Origin of the sequence: Cupriavidus cauae, assembly GCF_008632125.1 — a bacterium.
Lineage (GTDB): Bacteria > Pseudomonadota > Gammaproteobacteria > Burkholderiales > Burkholderiaceae > Cupriavidus > Cupriavidus cauae.
This window is the reverse complement of record NZ_VWRN01000022.1, coordinates 143,715-156,920: the sequence shown is the minus strand read 5'-3', so window position 1 is coordinate 156,920 and position 13,206 is coordinate 143,715. Positions and strand designations below refer to the sequence as shown.

26 protein-coding genes are annotated in these 13,206 nt (G+C 61.9%); all 26 read left to right on the top strand.

Annotation, left to right across the window (positions count from 1 at the left end; genetic code table 11):
* Positions 1 to 11 precede the first annotated feature (11 nt).
* Positions 12 to 632: a 50S ribosomal protein L4 gene (gene rplD / locus F1599_RS07070; RefSeq protein WP_149319747.1), complete on the top strand. Its 621-nt coding sequence runs from the start codon at positions 12 to 14 to the stop codon at positions 630 to 632.
* Complete coding sequence (gene rplW / locus F1599_RS07065; protein WP_006576245.1) at positions 629 to 943, top strand: 50S ribosomal protein L23; 315 nt, start codon at positions 629 to 631, stop codon at positions 941 to 943. Before rplD ends, rplW begins: the two co-directional genes overlap by 4 nt.
* A 2-nt stretch (positions 944 to 945) precedes the next feature.
* A complete protein-coding gene (rplB, locus tag F1599_RS07060) occupies positions 946 to 1,776 on the top strand; it encodes a 50S ribosomal protein L2 (RefSeq protein ID WP_149319746.1) in 831 nt (276 codons plus the stop codon).
* A gap of 22 nt (positions 1,777 to 1,798) precedes the next feature.
* Complete coding sequence (gene rpsS / locus F1599_RS07055; protein ID WP_006576244.1) at positions 1,799 to 2,074, top strand: 30S ribosomal protein S19; 276 nt, start codon at positions 1,799 to 1,801, stop codon at positions 2,072 to 2,074.
* Positions 2,075 to 2,083: 9 nt separating this feature from the next.
* Complete coding sequence (gene rplV, locus F1599_RS07050) at positions 2,084 to 2,413, top strand: 50S ribosomal protein L22 (protein WP_061956552.1); 330 nt, start codon at positions 2,084 to 2,086, stop codon at positions 2,411 to 2,413.
* Between the two features lie 9 nt (positions 2,414 to 2,422).
* A complete protein-coding gene (rpsC, locus tag F1599_RS07045; protein ID WP_023264853.1) occupies positions 2,423 to 3,220 on the top strand; it encodes a 30S ribosomal protein S3 in 798 nt (265 codons plus the stop codon).
* A 2-nt stretch (positions 3,221 to 3,222) separates the two neighbouring features.
* The gene (gene rplP, locus F1599_RS07040) at positions 3,223 to 3,639 is read left to right on the top strand and encodes a 50S ribosomal protein L16 (RefSeq protein ID WP_006576240.1); all 417 of its coding nucleotides are present in this window, start codon (positions 3,223 to 3,225) and stop codon (positions 3,637 to 3,639) included.
* Positions 3,640 to 3,650: 11 nt separating this feature from the next.
* Positions 3,651 to 3,845 (top strand): 50S ribosomal protein L29, encoded by a 195-nt coding sequence (gene rpmC / locus F1599_RS07035; protein WP_006576239.1) that lies wholly within the window; start codon positions 3,651 to 3,653, stop codon positions 3,843 to 3,845.
* Positions 3,842 to 4,120 (top strand): 30S ribosomal protein S17, encoded by a 279-nt coding sequence (gene rpsQ / locus F1599_RS07030; RefSeq protein ID WP_149319745.1) that lies wholly within the window; start codon positions 3,842 to 3,844, stop codon positions 4,118 to 4,120. Before rpmC ends, rpsQ begins: the two co-directional genes overlap by 4 nt.
* A 291-nt stretch (positions 4,121 to 4,411) precedes the next feature.
* Positions 4,412 to 4,780: a 50S ribosomal protein L14 gene (rplN, locus tag F1599_RS07025; RefSeq protein ID WP_006576237.1), complete on the top strand. Its 369-nt coding sequence runs from the start codon at positions 4,412 to 4,414 to the stop codon at positions 4,778 to 4,780.
* A 9-nt stretch (positions 4,781 to 4,789) separates the two neighbouring features.
* Positions 4,790 to 5,098, top strand: coding sequence for a 50S ribosomal protein L24 (rplX, locus tag F1599_RS07020; protein ID WP_006576236.1), 309 nt, complete (start codon positions 4,790 to 4,792; stop codon positions 5,096 to 5,098).
* A gap of 25 nt (positions 5,099 to 5,123) precedes the next feature.
* Positions 5,124 to 5,666, top strand: a complete 543-nt coding sequence (rplE, locus tag F1599_RS07015; RefSeq protein ID WP_006576235.1) for a 50S ribosomal protein L5 — start codon at positions 5,124 to 5,126, stop codon at positions 5,664 to 5,666.
* A 9-nt stretch (positions 5,667 to 5,675) separates the two neighbouring features.
* Entirely contained in the window at positions 5,676 to 5,981 is a 306-nt protein-coding gene (gene rpsN / locus F1599_RS07010; protein WP_006576234.1) for a 30S ribosomal protein S14, read from the top strand.
* A gap of 27 nt (positions 5,982 to 6,008) precedes the next feature.
* Complete coding sequence (rpsH, locus tag F1599_RS07005; protein WP_006576233.1) at positions 6,009 to 6,404, top strand: 30S ribosomal protein S8; 396 nt, start codon at positions 6,009 to 6,011, stop codon at positions 6,402 to 6,404.
* A 9-nt stretch (positions 6,405 to 6,413) separates the two neighbouring features.
* On the top strand, positions 6,414 to 6,947 hold the full coding sequence (rplF, locus tag F1599_RS07000) for a 50S ribosomal protein L6 (RefSeq protein ID WP_149319744.1): 534 nt from the start codon (positions 6,414 to 6,416) through the stop codon (positions 6,945 to 6,947).
* A gap of 11 nt (positions 6,948 to 6,958) precedes the next feature.
* Positions 6,959 to 7,315 carry a 50S ribosomal protein L18 gene (gene rplR, locus F1599_RS06995; protein ID WP_149319743.1) on the top strand — a complete coding sequence of 119 codons (357 nt, stop codon included), beginning with the start codon at positions 6,959 to 6,961 and terminating at the stop codon, positions 7,313 to 7,315.
* Between the two features lie 20 nt (positions 7,316 to 7,335).
* Entirely contained in the window at positions 7,336 to 7,854 is a 519-nt protein-coding gene (gene rpsE / locus F1599_RS06990) for a 30S ribosomal protein S5 (protein ID WP_006576230.1), read from the top strand.
* 14 nt (positions 7,855 to 7,868) lie between these two features.
* The gene (gene rpmD / locus F1599_RS06985; RefSeq protein WP_006576229.1) at positions 7,869 to 8,051 is read left to right on the top strand and encodes a 50S ribosomal protein L30; all 183 of its coding nucleotides are present in this window, start codon (positions 7,869 to 7,871) and stop codon (positions 8,049 to 8,051) included.
* Positions 8,052 to 8,083: 32 nt separating this feature from the next.
* Positions 8,084 to 8,518 (top strand): 50S ribosomal protein L15, encoded by a 435-nt coding sequence (gene rplO, locus F1599_RS06980; RefSeq protein ID WP_006576228.1) that lies wholly within the window; start codon positions 8,084 to 8,086, stop codon positions 8,516 to 8,518.
* A gap of 46 nt (positions 8,519 to 8,564) precedes the next feature.
* On the top strand, positions 8,565 to 9,908 hold the full coding sequence (gene secY, locus F1599_RS06975; RefSeq protein WP_149319742.1) for a preprotein translocase subunit SecY: 1,344 nt from the start codon (positions 8,565 to 8,567) through the stop codon (positions 9,906 to 9,908).
* Between the two features lie 22 nt (positions 9,909 to 9,930).
* Positions 9,931 to 10,149: a translation initiation factor IF-1 gene (gene infA, locus F1599_RS06970; protein ID WP_006577442.1), complete on the top strand. Its 219-nt coding sequence runs from the start codon at positions 9,931 to 9,933 to the stop codon at positions 10,147 to 10,149.
* A 32-nt stretch (positions 10,150 to 10,181) separates the two neighbouring features.
* Positions 10,182 to 10,298, top strand: coding sequence for a 50S ribosomal protein L36 (gene rpmJ / locus F1599_RS06965; RefSeq protein WP_006160433.1), 117 nt, complete (start codon positions 10,182 to 10,184; stop codon positions 10,296 to 10,298).
* 19 nt (positions 10,299 to 10,317) lie between these two features.
* On the top strand, positions 10,318 to 10,683 hold the full coding sequence (rpsM, locus tag F1599_RS06960; protein WP_006577443.1) for a 30S ribosomal protein S13: 366 nt from the start codon (positions 10,318 to 10,320) through the stop codon (positions 10,681 to 10,683).
* Positions 10,684 to 10,708: 25 nt separating this feature from the next.
* A complete protein-coding gene (rpsK, locus tag F1599_RS06955) occupies positions 10,709 to 11,110 on the top strand; it encodes a 30S ribosomal protein S11 (RefSeq protein ID WP_023264857.1) in 402 nt (133 codons plus the stop codon).
* Positions 11,111 to 11,393: 283 nt separating this feature from the next.
* Positions 11,394 to 12,017, top strand: coding sequence for a 30S ribosomal protein S4 (rpsD, locus tag F1599_RS06950; RefSeq protein WP_006577444.1), 624 nt, complete (start codon positions 11,394 to 11,396; stop codon positions 12,015 to 12,017).
* 178 nt (positions 12,018 to 12,195) lie between these two features.
* Entirely contained in the window at positions 12,196 to 13,176 is a 981-nt protein-coding gene (locus tag F1599_RS06945) for a DNA-directed RNA polymerase subunit alpha (RefSeq protein WP_149319741.1), read from the top strand.
* Positions 13,177 to 13,206 lie beyond the last annotated feature (30 nt).

Genomic DNA, 13,206 nt, shown 5'->3' with positions numbered 1-13,206 from the left:
GGAGCGGACACATGGAACTTAAGCTCCTCCAGGACAACGGCCAGATCGGTGCAGGCGTCTCCGCCTCGCCCGAAGTCTTCGGCCGCGATTACAACGAAGCTCTGGTTCACCAGATCGTCGTCGCTTACCAGGCCAACGCGCGTAGCGGCAACCGGAAGCAGAAGGACCGCGAAGAGGTCAAGCACACCACGAAGAAACCGTGGCGTCAGAAGGGTACGGGCCGTGCTCGTGCCGGTATGTCCTCGTCGCCGCTGTGGCGCGGGGGCGGCCGTATCTTCCCGAACTCGCCGGAAGAGAACTTCAGCCAGAAGGTCAACAAGAAGATGTTCCGTGCCGGCATGCGCTCGATCTATTCGCAGCTGGCCCGGGAAGGTCGTATCAACGTGGTAGAGGGTTTCTCCGTCGACGCGCCCAAGACCAAGCTGCTGGCCGACAAGTTCAAGGCCATGGGTCTGGACTCGGTGCTGATCATCACCGACAACCTCGACGAAAACCTCTACCTGGCTTCGCGCAACCTGCCGCACGTGGCGGTTGTCGAGCCGCGCCACGCCGATCCGCTGTCGCTCGTGCACTACAAGAAGGTGCTGGTGACCAAGGCGGCCGTCGCGCAGATCGAGGAGTTGCTCAAATGACGCAAGTAGCCAAGAACGATCATCGTTTGATGCAGGTGCTGCTCGCGCCGGTGGTTTCCGAAAAGGCAACCCTGGTCGCCGACAAGAACGAACAAGTGGTGTTCGAAGTCGCTCGCGACGCCAACAAGGCGGAAGTGAAGGCGGCGGTCGAACTGCTGTTCAAGGTCGAGGTGCAGTCCGTTCAGATCCTGAACCAGAAGGGCAAGCAAAAGCGTTTCGGTCGCTTCATGGGTCGTCGCAACCATGTGAAGAAGGCCTACGTGTCGCTGAAGCCGGGTCAGGAAATCAATTTTGAAGCGGAGGCCAAGTAATCATGGCACTCGTCAAGACCAAGCCGACTTCCCCGGGTCGCCGCTCGATGGTGAAGGTTGTCAACCGCAACCTGCACAAGGGCGAACCGTACGCGCCGCTGCTGGAAAAGCAATTCCAGAAGTCGGGCCGTAACAACAATGGCCACATCACCACCCGTCACAAGGGCGGTGGCCACAAGCATCACTACCGTGTGGTCGACTTCAAGCGCAACGACAAGGACGGCATCCCCGCCAAGGTCGAGCGCCTGGAATACGATCCGAACCGCAGCGCCAACATCGCGCTGGTGCTGTTCGCCGACGGCGAGCGCCGCTACATCATCGCCACCAAGGGCATGGTTGCCGGCCAGCAGCTGATGAACGGCGCGGAAGCCCCGATCAAGGCCGGCAACAACCTGCCGATCCGCAACATCCCGGTCGGTACCACGATCAACAACGTGGAAATGCTGCCGGGCAAGGGCGCCCAGATCGCGCGTGCCGCCGGCGGTTCCGCCGTGCTGCTGGCTCGCGAAGGCGTCTACGCCCAGGTGCGTCTGCGCTCCGGTGAAGTGCGCCGCGTGCATATCGAATGCCGCGCCACCATCGGTGAAGTGGGCAACGAAGAGCACAGCCTGCGCGTGATCGGCAAGGCCGGCGCGACGCGCTGGCGCGGTATTCGCCCGACCGTCCGCGGCGTGGTGATGAACCCGATCGACCACCCGCACGGTGGTGGTGAAGGCCGTACCGCTGCTGGTCGCGATCCTGTGTCGCCGTGGGGCACCCCGACCAAGGGTTACCGCACCCGCAGCAACAAGCGCACTGCCAGCATGATCGTGCAGCGCCGCCACAAGCGTTAATCGGTAGGTAGGAGCTAAACACATGACTCGTTCTGCAAAAAAGGGTCCTTTCTGTGACGCCCACCTGCTGAAGAAGGTGGAAACGGCTGTCAGCGGCAAGGACAAGAAACCCATCAAGACGTGGTCGCGCCGCTCGACCATTCTGCCGGAGTTCATCGGCCTGACGATCGCCGTCCACAACGGCCGTCAACACGTGCCGGTGTACGTCACGGAAAACATGGTCGGCCACAAGCTCGGTGAATTTGCGCTGACGCGCACGTTCAAGGGCCACGCGGCTGACAAGAAAGCGAAGAGGTAAGGTGCCATCATGGAAGTGAAAGCGATTCATCGCGGTGCCCGCATCTCCGCCCAGAAGACGCGCCTGGTCGCCGACCAGATCCGTGGTCTGCCGATCGAGCGCGCGCTCAACATCCTGGCGTTCAGCCCGAAGAAGGCCGCCGGGATCGTGAAGAAGGTGGTCGAATCGGCCATCGCCAACGCCGAGCACAACGAAGGCGCCGACATCGACGAGCTGAAGGTCAAATCGATCTACGTCGACAAGGCAACCTCGCTCAAGCGCTTCACCGCACGGGCAAAGGGCCGCGGCAACCGCATCGAGAAACAAACCTGTCACATCACTGTGACGCTCGGCAACTAAGGAGTCACGATGGGACAGAAGATTCATCCGACTGGCTTCCGTCTGGCCGTCAGCCGTAACTGGGCTTCGCGTTGGTACGCCAACAACACGAAGTTCGCCGGCATGCTGAAGGAAGACATCGAAGTTCGCGACTTTCTGAAGAAGAAGCTCAAGAACGCTTCGGTGGGCCGCGTCGTCATCGAGCGCCCCGCCCGCAATGCCCGTCTCACCATCTACAGCTCGCGTCCGGGCGTGGTGATCGGCAAGAAGGGTGAGGACATCGAACTGCTGAAGGCCGAGCTGCAGCGTCGCATGGGCGTGCCCGTGCACGTGAACATCGAGGAAATCCGCAAGCCGGAAACCGATGCTCAGCTGATCGCCGACTCGATCACCCAGCAGCTCGAGCGCCGCATCATGTTCCGCCGCGCGATGAAGCGCGCGATGCAGAACGCGATGCGCCTGGGCGCCCAGGGCATCAAGATCATGAGCTCGGGCCGTCTGAACGGTATCGAAATCGCACGTACCGAGTGGTACCGCGAGGGCCGCGTGCCCCTGCACACCCTGCGTGCCGACATCGACTACGGCTTCTCCGAAGCGGAAACCACCTACGGCATCATCGGTGTCAAGGTGTGGGTCTACAAGGGTGATCACCTCGGCCGCAACGACGCGCCGGTGGTGGAAGAGCCGCAAGACGAACGTCGTCGTCGCCCGGGTCGTCCGGACGGTCGTCGTCGTGACGGTGAAGGCCGTCCGGGTGGCAACCGCCGCGGTGGCGCTGGTGCCGGTCGCCGCGCTGCGCCTGGCGCAGACGCGAAGAGTGGAGAATAACGATGCTGCAACCGAAGCGCAGAAAATATCGCAAGGAGCAGAAAGGCCGCAACACGGGTAAGGCTACCCGTGGCAACGCCGTGTCTTTCGGCGAATTCGGCCTGAAGGCAATGGGCCGTGGCCGTCTGACGGCTCGTCAGATCGAGTCGGCACGTCGTGCGATGACCCGCCACATCAAGCGTGGCGGCCGCATCTGGATCCGGATCTTCCCGGACAAGCCGATCTCGAAGAAGCCCGCCGAAGTCCGTATGGGTAACGGCAAGGGCAATCCGGAATACTACGTGGCTGAAATCCAGCCGGGCAAGATGCTGTACGAAATGGATGGCGTGAGCGAAGAGCTGGCGCGTGAGGCGTTCCGCCTCGCGGCGGCCAAGCTGCCGATCGCGACCAATTTCGTGGTGCGCCAGGTCGGGACGTAAGGAGAGCAGGGATGAAAGCATCCGAACTTCGCGGCAAGGACGCCGCAGGCCTGAACCAAGAGCTCTCCGAGCTCCTGAAGGCCCAATTTAGCCTGCGCATGCAAAAGGCCACCCAACAGCTGCAGAACACCAGCCAGCTGAAGAAGGTGCGCAAGGACATCGCGCGGGTGCATACCGTGCTGAACGAAAAGGCGAACTCGAAATGACTGAAACTGCACAAACGGAATCGTCGCTTCGCCGTACCCTGGTCGGCCGCGTGGTAAGCGACAAGATGGACAAGACCGTGACGGTCCTGGTCGAAAACCGTGTCAAGCACCCGCTGTATGGCAAGTACGTGCTGCGCTCGAAGAAGTACAAGGCGCATGACGAAGCCAACCAGTACAAGGAAGGCGACAAGGTCGAGATCCAGGAAGGCCGTCCGATCTCGCGGACCAAGTCCTGGGTCGTTTCCCGGCTGGTCGAAGCAGCGCGCGTCATCTAAGAACCAACAGGTTCTCGGTTGACTTGCAGGTCCAGGGTTATGTGCTATAATCCTGGACTTCCGCTTTATTGCGGCCGTCTCTTGTAACACCACCCGGGCGGTCCGTTAAAGCGAACCCCAGGCCTAGCGGCTCCTGACTTGTCACATCGTTCAGACCGCCTGGCACACCGACTTCAAGTTGATCAACCCAAACGGTGACTGGCGCAATGCCGGTGGCCGACGGGACCAAGACTGACCGGCGGGCGTACCTTTTTCGTGGGCCCGGTGGATTAAGTTGGGAAGACAAACACCATGATTCAGACAGAAAGCCGGCTCGAAGTGGCCGATAACACGGGTGCGCGCGAAGTGCTGTGCATCAAAGTGCTGGGTGGGTCCAAGCGCCGCTATGCGAGCGTAGGCGACATCATCAAGGTGACCGTCAAGGACGCAGCGCCGCGCGGTCGCGTGAAGAAGGGCGATATCTACAACGCCGTCGTGGTTCGCACCGCCAAGGGCGTGCGCCGCGCGGACGGTTCGCTCGTCAAGTTCGACGGCAATGCCGCTGTCCTGCTGAACAACAAGCTCGAGCCGATCGGCACCCGTATCTTCGGGCCGGTGACTCGTGAACTCCGTACCGAGCGCTTCATGAAGATCGTGTCGCTCGCACCGGAAGTGCTGTAAGGAGCCGCCATGAACAAGATTCGCAAAGGCGACGAGGTCATCGTCCTGACCGGCAAGGACAAGGGCAAGCGCGGCAAGGTCCAGGCCGTGCTGGGCGACAAGGTCGCCGTCGAGGGCGTGAACGTCGCGAAGAAGCACGCACGTCCGAACCCGATGCTGGGCACGACCGGTGGCGTGATCGACAAGGTCATGCCCCTGCATATTTCCAACGTTGCGCTCGTGGATGCCAATGGCAAGCCGTCGCGCGTCGGCATCAAGCTGGTGGAAGGCAAGCGCGTGCGCGTGCTCAAGACCACCGGCGCCGTCGTCGCCGCTTGATTCTGGGCACGGATAGGAGTTGAGCATGGCAGCACGTCTGCAAGAGCAGTACAAAGAACAGGTCGTTCCGGCCCTGATGAAGAAGTTCGGCTACAAGTCGGTCATGGAGGTGCCCCGCATCACCAAGATCACGCTGAACATGGGTCTGGGCGAAGCCATCAATGACAAGAAGGTCATCGAGCTGGCAGTGGGCGACCTGACCAAGATCGCTGGTCAGAAGCCGGTCGTGACGAAGGCCCGCAAGGCCATCGCCGGCTTCAAGATTCGCCAGGGCTATCCCATCGGTGCGATGGTGACCCTGCGTGGCGAACGGATGTGGGAATTCCTCGACCGTTTCGTCACCGTGGCCCTGCCGCGCGTGCGCGATTTCCGTGGTGTGTCCGGCAAGTCGTTCGACGGCCGTGGCAACTACAACATCGGTGTGAAAGAGCAGATCATCTTCCCCGAAATCGAGTACGACAAGATCGACGCGCTGCGCGGTCTGAACATCAGCATCACGACGACGGCGAAGAATGACGAGGAAGCCAAGGAGCTCCTCGCCGCATTCAAGTTCCCGTTCCGCAATTAAGGGGTAACCGTGGCTAAATTGGCTCTGATTGAACGTGAGAAGAAGCGCGCGAAGCTCGCGGCGAAGTACGCCGAGAAGCGCGCTGCCCTCAAGGCCATTATCGACGACCAAGCGAAGTCGGAAGAAGAGCGTTACGAAGCGCGCCTGGAGCTGCAACAGCTGCCGCGCAACGCCAATCCGACCCGCCAGCGCAATCGCTGCGCGATCACCGGTCGTCCCCGCGGTACCTTCCGCAAGTTTGGCCTGGCGCGTAACAAGATCCGCGAGATCGCCTTCAAGGGCGAAATTCCGGGTCTGACGAAAGCCAGCTGGTAATTACGCACAGGCTACAGGAGAAACAGTATGAGCATGAGCGATCCTATCGCCGATATGCTGACGCGCATCCGCAACGCCCAGGGCGTGCAGAAGGCGTCGGTTGTCATGCCGTCGTCGAAGCTGAAAGTGGCGATCGCCAAGGTCCTGAAGGACGAAGGCTATATCGACGACTACGCTGTCGCCGAGGAAGGCGGCAAGGCACAACTGACCATCGGTCTGAAGTACTACGCCGGCCGTCCGGTGATCGAGCGCATCGAACGCGTGTCGAAGCCCGGTCTGCGCGTGTACAAGGGCCGCAGCGAAATCCCGCAAGTGATGAACGGCCTGGGCGTCGCGATCATCTCGACCCCCAAGGGTCTGATGACCGATCGCGCGGCACGTGCCACGGGCGTGGGCGGCGAAGTCATCTGCTACGTCGCGTAAGGAGTAACCATGTCCCGTGTAGGTAAGGCTCCCATCGCGCTGCCGAAAGGCGCGGAAGTGAATGTGGCGGCCGGCGTGCTCACCGTCAAGGGCCCGCTCGGTACGCTGTCCCAGCCGATTCACAGCCTGGTCAAGGTCAACGTCGAGAACGACACTCTGACCTTCGCCGCCGCTGACGAATCGCGCGAAGCAAACGCTCTGCAGGGCACCATGCGTGCTCTGGTGGCCAATATGGTCAAGGGCGTGACCACCGGTTTCGAGCGCAAGCTGACCCTGGTAGGCGTGGGCTATCGTGCCCAGCTGCAAGGCGCTGCGCTGAAGCTCCAGCTTGGTTTCTCGCACGACGTGATCCATGAGATGCCGGAAGGCGTGAAGGCGGAAACGCCGACGCAGACCGAGATCATCATCAAGGGTGCGGACAAGCAGAAAGTCGGTCAGGTTGCCGCGGAAGTCCGCGCGTACCGTCCGCCCGAGCCCTACAAGGGCAAGGGTGTTCGCTACGCAGACGAGCGCGTCATCCTGAAGGAAACCAAGAAGAAGTAAGGGGTGCAGTGATGAACAAGAAAGACGCTCGTTTGCGCCGTGCACGTCAGACCCGCGCCAAGATTGCCGAGCTGAAGGTCAATCGTCTGACTGTGTTCCGTACGAATACGCATATTTACGCTCAGGTCTACTCGCCGTGCGGCACCCAGGTGGTGGCGTCGGCTTCGACCGTCGAAGCAGAAGTGCGCAAGGAACTGGCCGGCAGCGGTGCCACCACCGCTGCTGCCACCGTGGTCGGCAAGCGCATCGCCGAGAAGGCGAAGGCTGCCGGCGTGGAAACCGTCGCGTTCGATCGCGCCGGCTTCCGCTTCCACGGTCGCGTGAAGGCCCTGGCTGACGCTGCCCGCGAAGCCGGCCTCAAGTTCTAAGCGCTTAAGAGAGATACGTCATGGCAAAGATGCAAGCAAAAGTCCAGCAGGACGAACGCGACGACGGCCTCCGCGAGAAGATGATCTCGGTCAACCGCGTCACCAAGGTGGTGAAGGGCGGCCGGATCCTCGGTTTCGCTGCGCTGACCGTGGTCGGTGACGGCGATGGCCGCATCGGCATGGGCAAGGGCAAGGCGAAGGAAGTGCCGGTGGCCGTGCAGAAGGCAATGGACGAAGCCCGTCGCAAGATGGTCAAGGTCCCGCTGAAGAACGGCACGCTGCAGCACGAAGTCGTTGGCAAGCACGGCGCCGCCAAGGTGCTGATGATGCCGGCGAAGGAAGGTACCGGCGTGATCGCCGGCGGCCCGATGCGCGCGATCTTCGAGGTGATGGGCGTGACCAACGTGGTCACCAAGTCGCACGGCTCGACCAACCCGTACAACATGGTTCGCGCCACGCTGGACGGTCTGCAGAAGATGAGCACGCCGGGCGAAATCGCCGCCAAGCGTGGCAAGTCTGTCGAAGACATCCTCGGTTAAGGCAGGTGAACGAAATGTCGCAGAAAACCGTAAAAGTGCAACTCGTGCGCAGCCTGATCGGCACGCGCGAGGATCATCGCGCCACCGTTCGTGGTCTTGGCCTGCGCCGCCTCAACTCGGTGTCGGAACTGCAGGATACGCCGGCCGTGCGCGGCATGATCAACAAGGTCTCGTACCTGGTGAAGGTCATCGGCTGAGCCTGGACCAAGATCGGGATATGGAGAGCAATATGCAACTGAACAACCTGAAACCGGCCGCCGGTTCGAAGCACGCCAAGCGTCGCGTCGGCCGCGGTATCGGCTCCGGCCTGGGCAAGACCGCCGGTCGCGGTCACAAGGGTCAGAAGTCGCGTTCGGGCGGCTTCCACAAGGTGGGCTTCGAAGGCGGCCAGATGCCGCTGTACCGTCGTCTGCCGAAGCGCGGCTTCACGTCGCTGACCAAGGCGTTCACCGCCGAAGTCACGCTGCGTGATCTGGAGCGCCTGGAAGCGGCCGAAGTCGACCTGCTGGTTCTGAAGCAGGCCGGTCTGGTCAGCGACCTGGTCAAGAGCGCCAAGGTCATCAAGGCCGGCGAGCTGACCCGCAAGGTGACGATCAAGGGTCTGGGCGCCACCGCTGGCGCCAAGGCAGCGATCGAAGCCGCGGGCGGTCAGATCGCGGAGTAAGTAAGCAGATTTCGCAGCATAGGCGAGTCACAAGTCGGAGCATCGTTTGGCCACGGCGAAACCCAATGCAAGCGCACAGGCCAGGAACACGGCGAAGTACGGCGATCTCAAGCGCCGGCTGATGTTCCTGGTGCTGGCCCTGATCGTCTACCGCATCGGTGCGCATATTCCGGTGCCGGGAATCGATCCGGAGCAACTGGCGCAGCTGTTCCAGAGTCAGTCGGGTGGCATCCTCGGGATGTTCAACCTGTTCTCGGGAGGCGCGCTGTCGCGCTTCACCGTGTTCGCGCTCGGCATCATGCCGTACATCTCGGCGTCGATCATCATGCAGTTGCTGACGATCGTGCTGCCGCAGCTGGAATCGCTGAAGAAGGAAGGGCAGGCCGGACAGCGGAAGATCACCCAGTACACCCGTTACGGGACCGTGCTGCTGGCGACCTTCCAGGCGTTCTCGATCGCGGTCGCGCTCGAGTCGCAACCGGGCCTGGTGATCGACCCCGGCATGATGTTCCGCGCTACCGCGGTGATCACGCTGGTGACCGGCACGATGTTCCTGATGTGGCTGGGTGAGCAGATCACCGAGCGCGGACTGGGCAACGGCATCTCGATCATCATCTTCGGCGGTATCGCGGCGGGCTTGCCCAATGCGATCGGCGGGCTGTTCGAACTGGTTCGTACCGGCTCGATGAGCATCATCGCGGCGATCTTCATCGTGGCGATCGTGATCGCGGTGACGTTCGCGGTGGTGTTCGTCGAACGCGGCCAGCGCAAGATCCTGGTGAACTATGCCAAGCGTCAGGTCGGCAACAAGGTGTACGGCGGCCAGTCGTCGCACCTGCCGCTGAAGCTGAACATGGCAGGGGTGATTCCGCCGATCTTCGCATCGTCGATCATCCTGTTCCCGGCGACGATCGCGGGCTGGTTCACGTCGGATTCGACCGGCGCCGTGGGCAGGTTCATCAAGGACCTGGCCGCGACCCTGTCGCCCGGCCAACCGGTGTACATCCTGCTCTATGCTGCGGCAATCGTGTTCTTCTGCTTCTTCTATACGGCGTTGGTGTACAACAGCCGGGAAGTCGCGGACAACCTGAAGAAAAGCGGTGCCTTCATTCCGGGCATCCGTCCTGGCGAGCAGACGACGCGCTATATCGACAAGATTCTGGTGCGACTGACGCTGGCTGGTGCGATCTACATCACACTGGTCTGCCTGTTGCCGGAATTCCTGGTGCTGCGCTGGAACGTGCCGTTCTATTTCGGCGGAACTTCGCTACTGATCATCGTGGTCGTCACGATGGACTTCATGGCCCAGGTTCAGTCCTATGTCATGTCGCAGCAGTACGAGTCGTTGCTGAAGAAGGCCAATTTCAAAGGTAACCTGACTTTGCGCTGAGCCGGGTCAGGACAGGCTAGGTATGGCTAAAGACGACGTCATCCAGATGCAGGGTGAGGTAATCGAAAACCTGCCCAATGCGACCTTCAGGGTGAAGCTGGAAAATGGCCATGTCGTACTGGGCCATATCTCCGGGAAGATGCGGATGCACTACATCCGCATCCTGCCGGGGGACAAAGTTACGGTCGAATTGACGCCATACGATCTGTCACGCGCGCGCATCGTCTTCCGGACGAAGTGAGCCGAAACAGGAATTGAAGGAAGAGGAAAATCATGAAAGTGCTGGCTTCTGTTAAGCGCATTTGCCGCAACTGCAAAGTTATCAAGCGCAACGGTGTCGTGCGCGTGATCTGCTCGTCGGATCCCCGCCACAAGCAACGCCAAGGCTAATCGTAAAGAGGATTGACGAATGGCACGTATCGCAGGGGTTAACATCCCGAATCACAAGCATACCGAGATCGGCCTGACGGCGATTTACGGTATCGGCCGCTCGCGCGCTCGCAAGATTTGCGAGGCCACTGGCGTTCCTTTTGACAAGAAGGTCAAGGATCTGACCGACGCCGACCTGGAAAAGCTTCGTGACGAAGTGGGCAAGGTCACGGTCGAGGGTGACCTGCGTCGTGAAACCACGATGAACATCAAGCGTCTGATGGACCTTGGTTGCTATCGTGGCCTGCGTCACCGCCGCGGCCTGCCGCTGCGTGGCCAGCGCACCCGCACCAACGCCCGTACCCGCAAGGGTCCGCGTAAGGCCGGCGTGGCTCTGAAGAAGTAACGCCCAAGGCAGAGGAAGATAACTAATGGCAAAAGGTCCGAACAACGCCGCCCAGCGCGCGCGTAAGAAGGTCAAGAAGAACGTCGCCGACGGCATCGCGCACGTCCACGCCTCGTTCAACAACACGATCATCACGATCACCGACCGTCAGGGCAATGCCCTGTCGTGGGCGACCTCGGGTGGCCAGGGCTTCAAGGGTTCGCGCAAGTCGACCCCGTTCGCAGCCCAGGTTGCTGCCGAGAACGCCGGCCGCGTCGCGCAAGACCAGGGCATCAAGAACCTGGAAGTGCGCATCAAGGGCCCGGGCCCGGGCCGTGAATCGGCTGTGCGCGCGCTGAACGCGCTGGGCATCAAGATCGCCGTGATCGAAGACGTCACGCCGGTGCCGCACAACGGCTGCCGTCCGCCGAAGCGCCGCCGTATCTAAGCGCCAGGCATCGCCGGACCCGCGTCGGATTTTCCGGGCGCGGGTCCTGTCGTTCTTGTTGTGATAGAATGCCGCGTTTTGTCGGCGAGGCATCCGCGCCAGCGGCTGCTGCCGGACAGATCGTCGGAATTCCGTGCGAATTCATTGTGTGGCGCGCAGCCGTTCGGCCGCGCGCGTTGGATAAGCCCACCGTTCGCCGTCACCGCCCCTCAAGGCGGATGCAGCAGGCGGACTCGCGGCGCGTCGATCCTGGCGCCGCGATCGAATCAGTAAGGAAGATAAAGTGGCACGTTATACCGGCCCGAAGGCCAAACTTTCCCGCCGTGAAGGCACCGACCTGTTCCTGAAGAGCGCGCGCCGCTCGCTCGCCGACAAGTGCAAGCTGGACAGCAAGCCGGGCCAGCACGGCCGTACCTCGGGCGCCCGTACCTCCGACTACGGCACCCAGCTGCGTGAAAAGCAGAAGGTCAAGCGCATCTACGGCGTGCTCGAGCGCCAGTTCCGCCGCTACTTTGCCGAGGCCGACCGCCGCAAGGGCAATACCGGCGAAAACCTGCTCCAGCTGCTGGAAACCCGCCTGGACAACGTCGTGTACCGGATGGGCTTCGGCTCGACCCGTGCCGAAGCGCGCCAGCTGGTGTCGCACAAGGCGATCCTGGTCAACGGCCAGACCCTGAACGTGCCGTCGGCGCAGATCAAGGTCGGTGACGTGGTGTCGATCCGCGAACAGGCCAAGAAGCAGGCTCGTATCGCCGAGTCGCTGTCGCTGGCCGAGCAGTCGGGTTTCCCGAGCTGGGTGGCCGTCGATGCCAAGAAGTTCGAAGGCACGTTCAAGCAAGTGCCGGATCGCGCCGATATCTCGGGCGACATCAACGAGAGCCTGATCGTCGAATTGTATTCGCGTTAATCGCCCGGACCCGTTCGCCTACAACGGCCGCGGCTTGCGATTTCTCGTCGAGCTCCATCTTCAGCCCGGCGCGCTTCGGCGCGCCGGGCTTATTGCCCATCGTACGATGGGTTTTTTCGGGTTCCAGAACTCAGCCTTATCGGTGTAACGAGCCGAGGGTATTGAAAAGGACAACCTAATGCAAACAGCACTCCTCAAGCCAAAAATCATCGCCGTCGAGCCGCTGGGCGATCATCACGCCAAAGTCGTGATGGAGCCGTTCGAGCGCGGCTACGGCCATACGCTCGGTAACGCCCTGCGTCGCGTGCTGCTGTCGTCGATGGTCGGCTATGCCCCGACCGAAGTGACGATCGCTGGGGTGGTCCACGAATATTCCACCATCGACGGCGTGCAGGAAGACGTCGTCAACCTGCTGCTGAACCTGAAGGGCGTCGTCTTCAAGCTGCACAACCGCGACGAAGTCACGGTGTCGCTGCGCAAGGAAGGCGAAGGCGTGGTGACGGCCGCCGATATCGAGCTGCCGCACGATGTCGAGATCATCAATCCCGGCCACGTGATCGCCCATCTGTCGGCCGGCGGCAAGCTGGACATGCAGATCAAGGTCGAACAGGGCCGCGGCTATGTGCCGGGCAACGTTCGCAAGTTCGGCGACGAGTCGAACAAGGTGATCGGCCGCATCGTGCTGGACGCCTCGTTCTCGCCGGTGCGCCGCGTCTCGTACGCGGTCGAGTCGGCCCGTGTCGAGCAGCGTACCGACCTGGACAAGCTGGTGATGAACATCGAAACCGACGGCGTGATCTCGCCCGAGGAAGCGATCCGTCAATCGGCCCGCATCCTGGTCGACCAGCTGTCCGTGTTCGCCGCGCTGGAAGGCACCGAGTCGTCGGCGGAAGCCGCTTCGAGCCGCGCGCCGCAGATCGATCCGATCCTGCTGCGTCCGGTCGACGACCTGGAGCTGACGGTGCGCTCGGCCAACTGCCTGAAGGCCGAGAACATCTACTACATCGGCGACCTGATCCAGCGTACCGAGAACGAGCTGCTGAAGACCCCGAACCTGGGTCGCAAGTCGCTTAACGAGATCAAGGAAGTCCTCGCTTCGCGTGGCCTGACGCTCGGCATGAAGCTCGAGAACTGGCCGCCCGCAGGCCTGGAGAAGTAATCTGCGCGGCGGGCGCCAGCCGGCGTCCGC

What these genes read in the sequence shown, in the direction of transcription:
- rplD (WP_149319747.1), top strand. Translation starts at nt 12, where the DNA reads ATGGAACTTAAGCTCCTCCAGGACAACGGCCAGATCGGTGCAGGCGTC.
- rplW (WP_006576245.1), top strand. Translation starts at nt 629, where the DNA reads ATGACGCAAGTAGCCAAGAACGATCATCGTTTGATGCAGGTGCTGCTC.
- rplB (WP_149319746.1), top strand. Translation starts at nt 946, where the DNA reads ATGGCACTCGTCAAGACCAAGCCGACTTCCCCGGGTCGCCGCTCGATG.
- rpsS (WP_006576244.1), top strand. Translation starts at nt 1,799, where the DNA reads ATGACTCGTTCTGCAAAAAAGGGTCCTTTCTGTGACGCCCACCTGCTG.
- rplV (WP_061956552.1), top strand. Translation starts at nt 2,084, where the DNA reads ATGGAAGTGAAAGCGATTCATCGCGGTGCCCGCATCTCCGCCCAGAAG.
- rpsC (WP_023264853.1), top strand. Translation starts at nt 2,423, where the DNA reads ATGGGACAGAAGATTCATCCGACTGGCTTCCGTCTGGCCGTCAGCCGT.
- rplP (WP_006576240.1), top strand. Translation starts at nt 3,223, where the DNA reads ATGCTGCAACCGAAGCGCAGAAAATATCGCAAGGAGCAGAAAGGCCGC.
- rpmC (WP_006576239.1), top strand. Translation starts at nt 3,651, where the DNA reads ATGAAAGCATCCGAACTTCGCGGCAAGGACGCCGCAGGCCTGAACCAA.
- rpsQ (WP_149319745.1), top strand. Translation starts at nt 3,842, where the DNA reads ATGACTGAAACTGCACAAACGGAATCGTCGCTTCGCCGTACCCTGGTC.
- rplN (WP_006576237.1), top strand. Translation starts at nt 4,412, where the DNA reads ATGATTCAGACAGAAAGCCGGCTCGAAGTGGCCGATAACACGGGTGCG.
- rplX (WP_006576236.1), top strand. Translation starts at nt 4,790, where the DNA reads ATGAACAAGATTCGCAAAGGCGACGAGGTCATCGTCCTGACCGGCAAG.
- rplE (WP_006576235.1), top strand. Translation starts at nt 5,124, where the DNA reads ATGGCAGCACGTCTGCAAGAGCAGTACAAAGAACAGGTCGTTCCGGCC.
- rpsH (WP_006576233.1), top strand. Translation starts at nt 6,009, where the DNA reads ATGAGCATGAGCGATCCTATCGCCGATATGCTGACGCGCATCCGCAAC.
- rplF (WP_149319744.1), top strand. Translation starts at nt 6,414, where the DNA reads ATGTCCCGTGTAGGTAAGGCTCCCATCGCGCTGCCGAAAGGCGCGGAA.
- rplR (WP_149319743.1), top strand. Translation starts at nt 6,959, where the DNA reads ATGAACAAGAAAGACGCTCGTTTGCGCCGTGCACGTCAGACCCGCGCC.
- rpsE (WP_006576230.1), top strand. Translation starts at nt 7,336, where the DNA reads ATGGCAAAGATGCAAGCAAAAGTCCAGCAGGACGAACGCGACGACGGC.
- rpmD (WP_006576229.1), top strand. Translation starts at nt 7,869, where the DNA reads ATGTCGCAGAAAACCGTAAAAGTGCAACTCGTGCGCAGCCTGATCGGC.
- rplO (WP_006576228.1), top strand. Translation starts at nt 8,084, where the DNA reads ATGCAACTGAACAACCTGAAACCGGCCGCCGGTTCGAAGCACGCCAAG.
- infA (WP_006577442.1), top strand. Translation starts at nt 9,931, where the DNA reads ATGGCTAAAGACGACGTCATCCAGATGCAGGGTGAGGTAATCGAAAAC.
- rpmJ (WP_006160433.1), top strand. Translation starts at nt 10,182, where the DNA reads ATGAAAGTGCTGGCTTCTGTTAAGCGCATTTGCCGCAACTGCAAAGTT.
- rpsM (WP_006577443.1), top strand. Translation starts at nt 10,318, where the DNA reads ATGGCACGTATCGCAGGGGTTAACATCCCGAATCACAAGCATACCGAG.
- rpsK (WP_023264857.1), top strand. Translation starts at nt 10,709, where the DNA reads ATGGCAAAAGGTCCGAACAACGCCGCCCAGCGCGCGCGTAAGAAGGTC.
- F1599_RS06945 (WP_149319741.1), top strand. Translation starts at nt 12,196, where the DNA reads ATGCAAACAGCACTCCTCAAGCCAAAAATCATCGCCGTCGAGCCGCTG.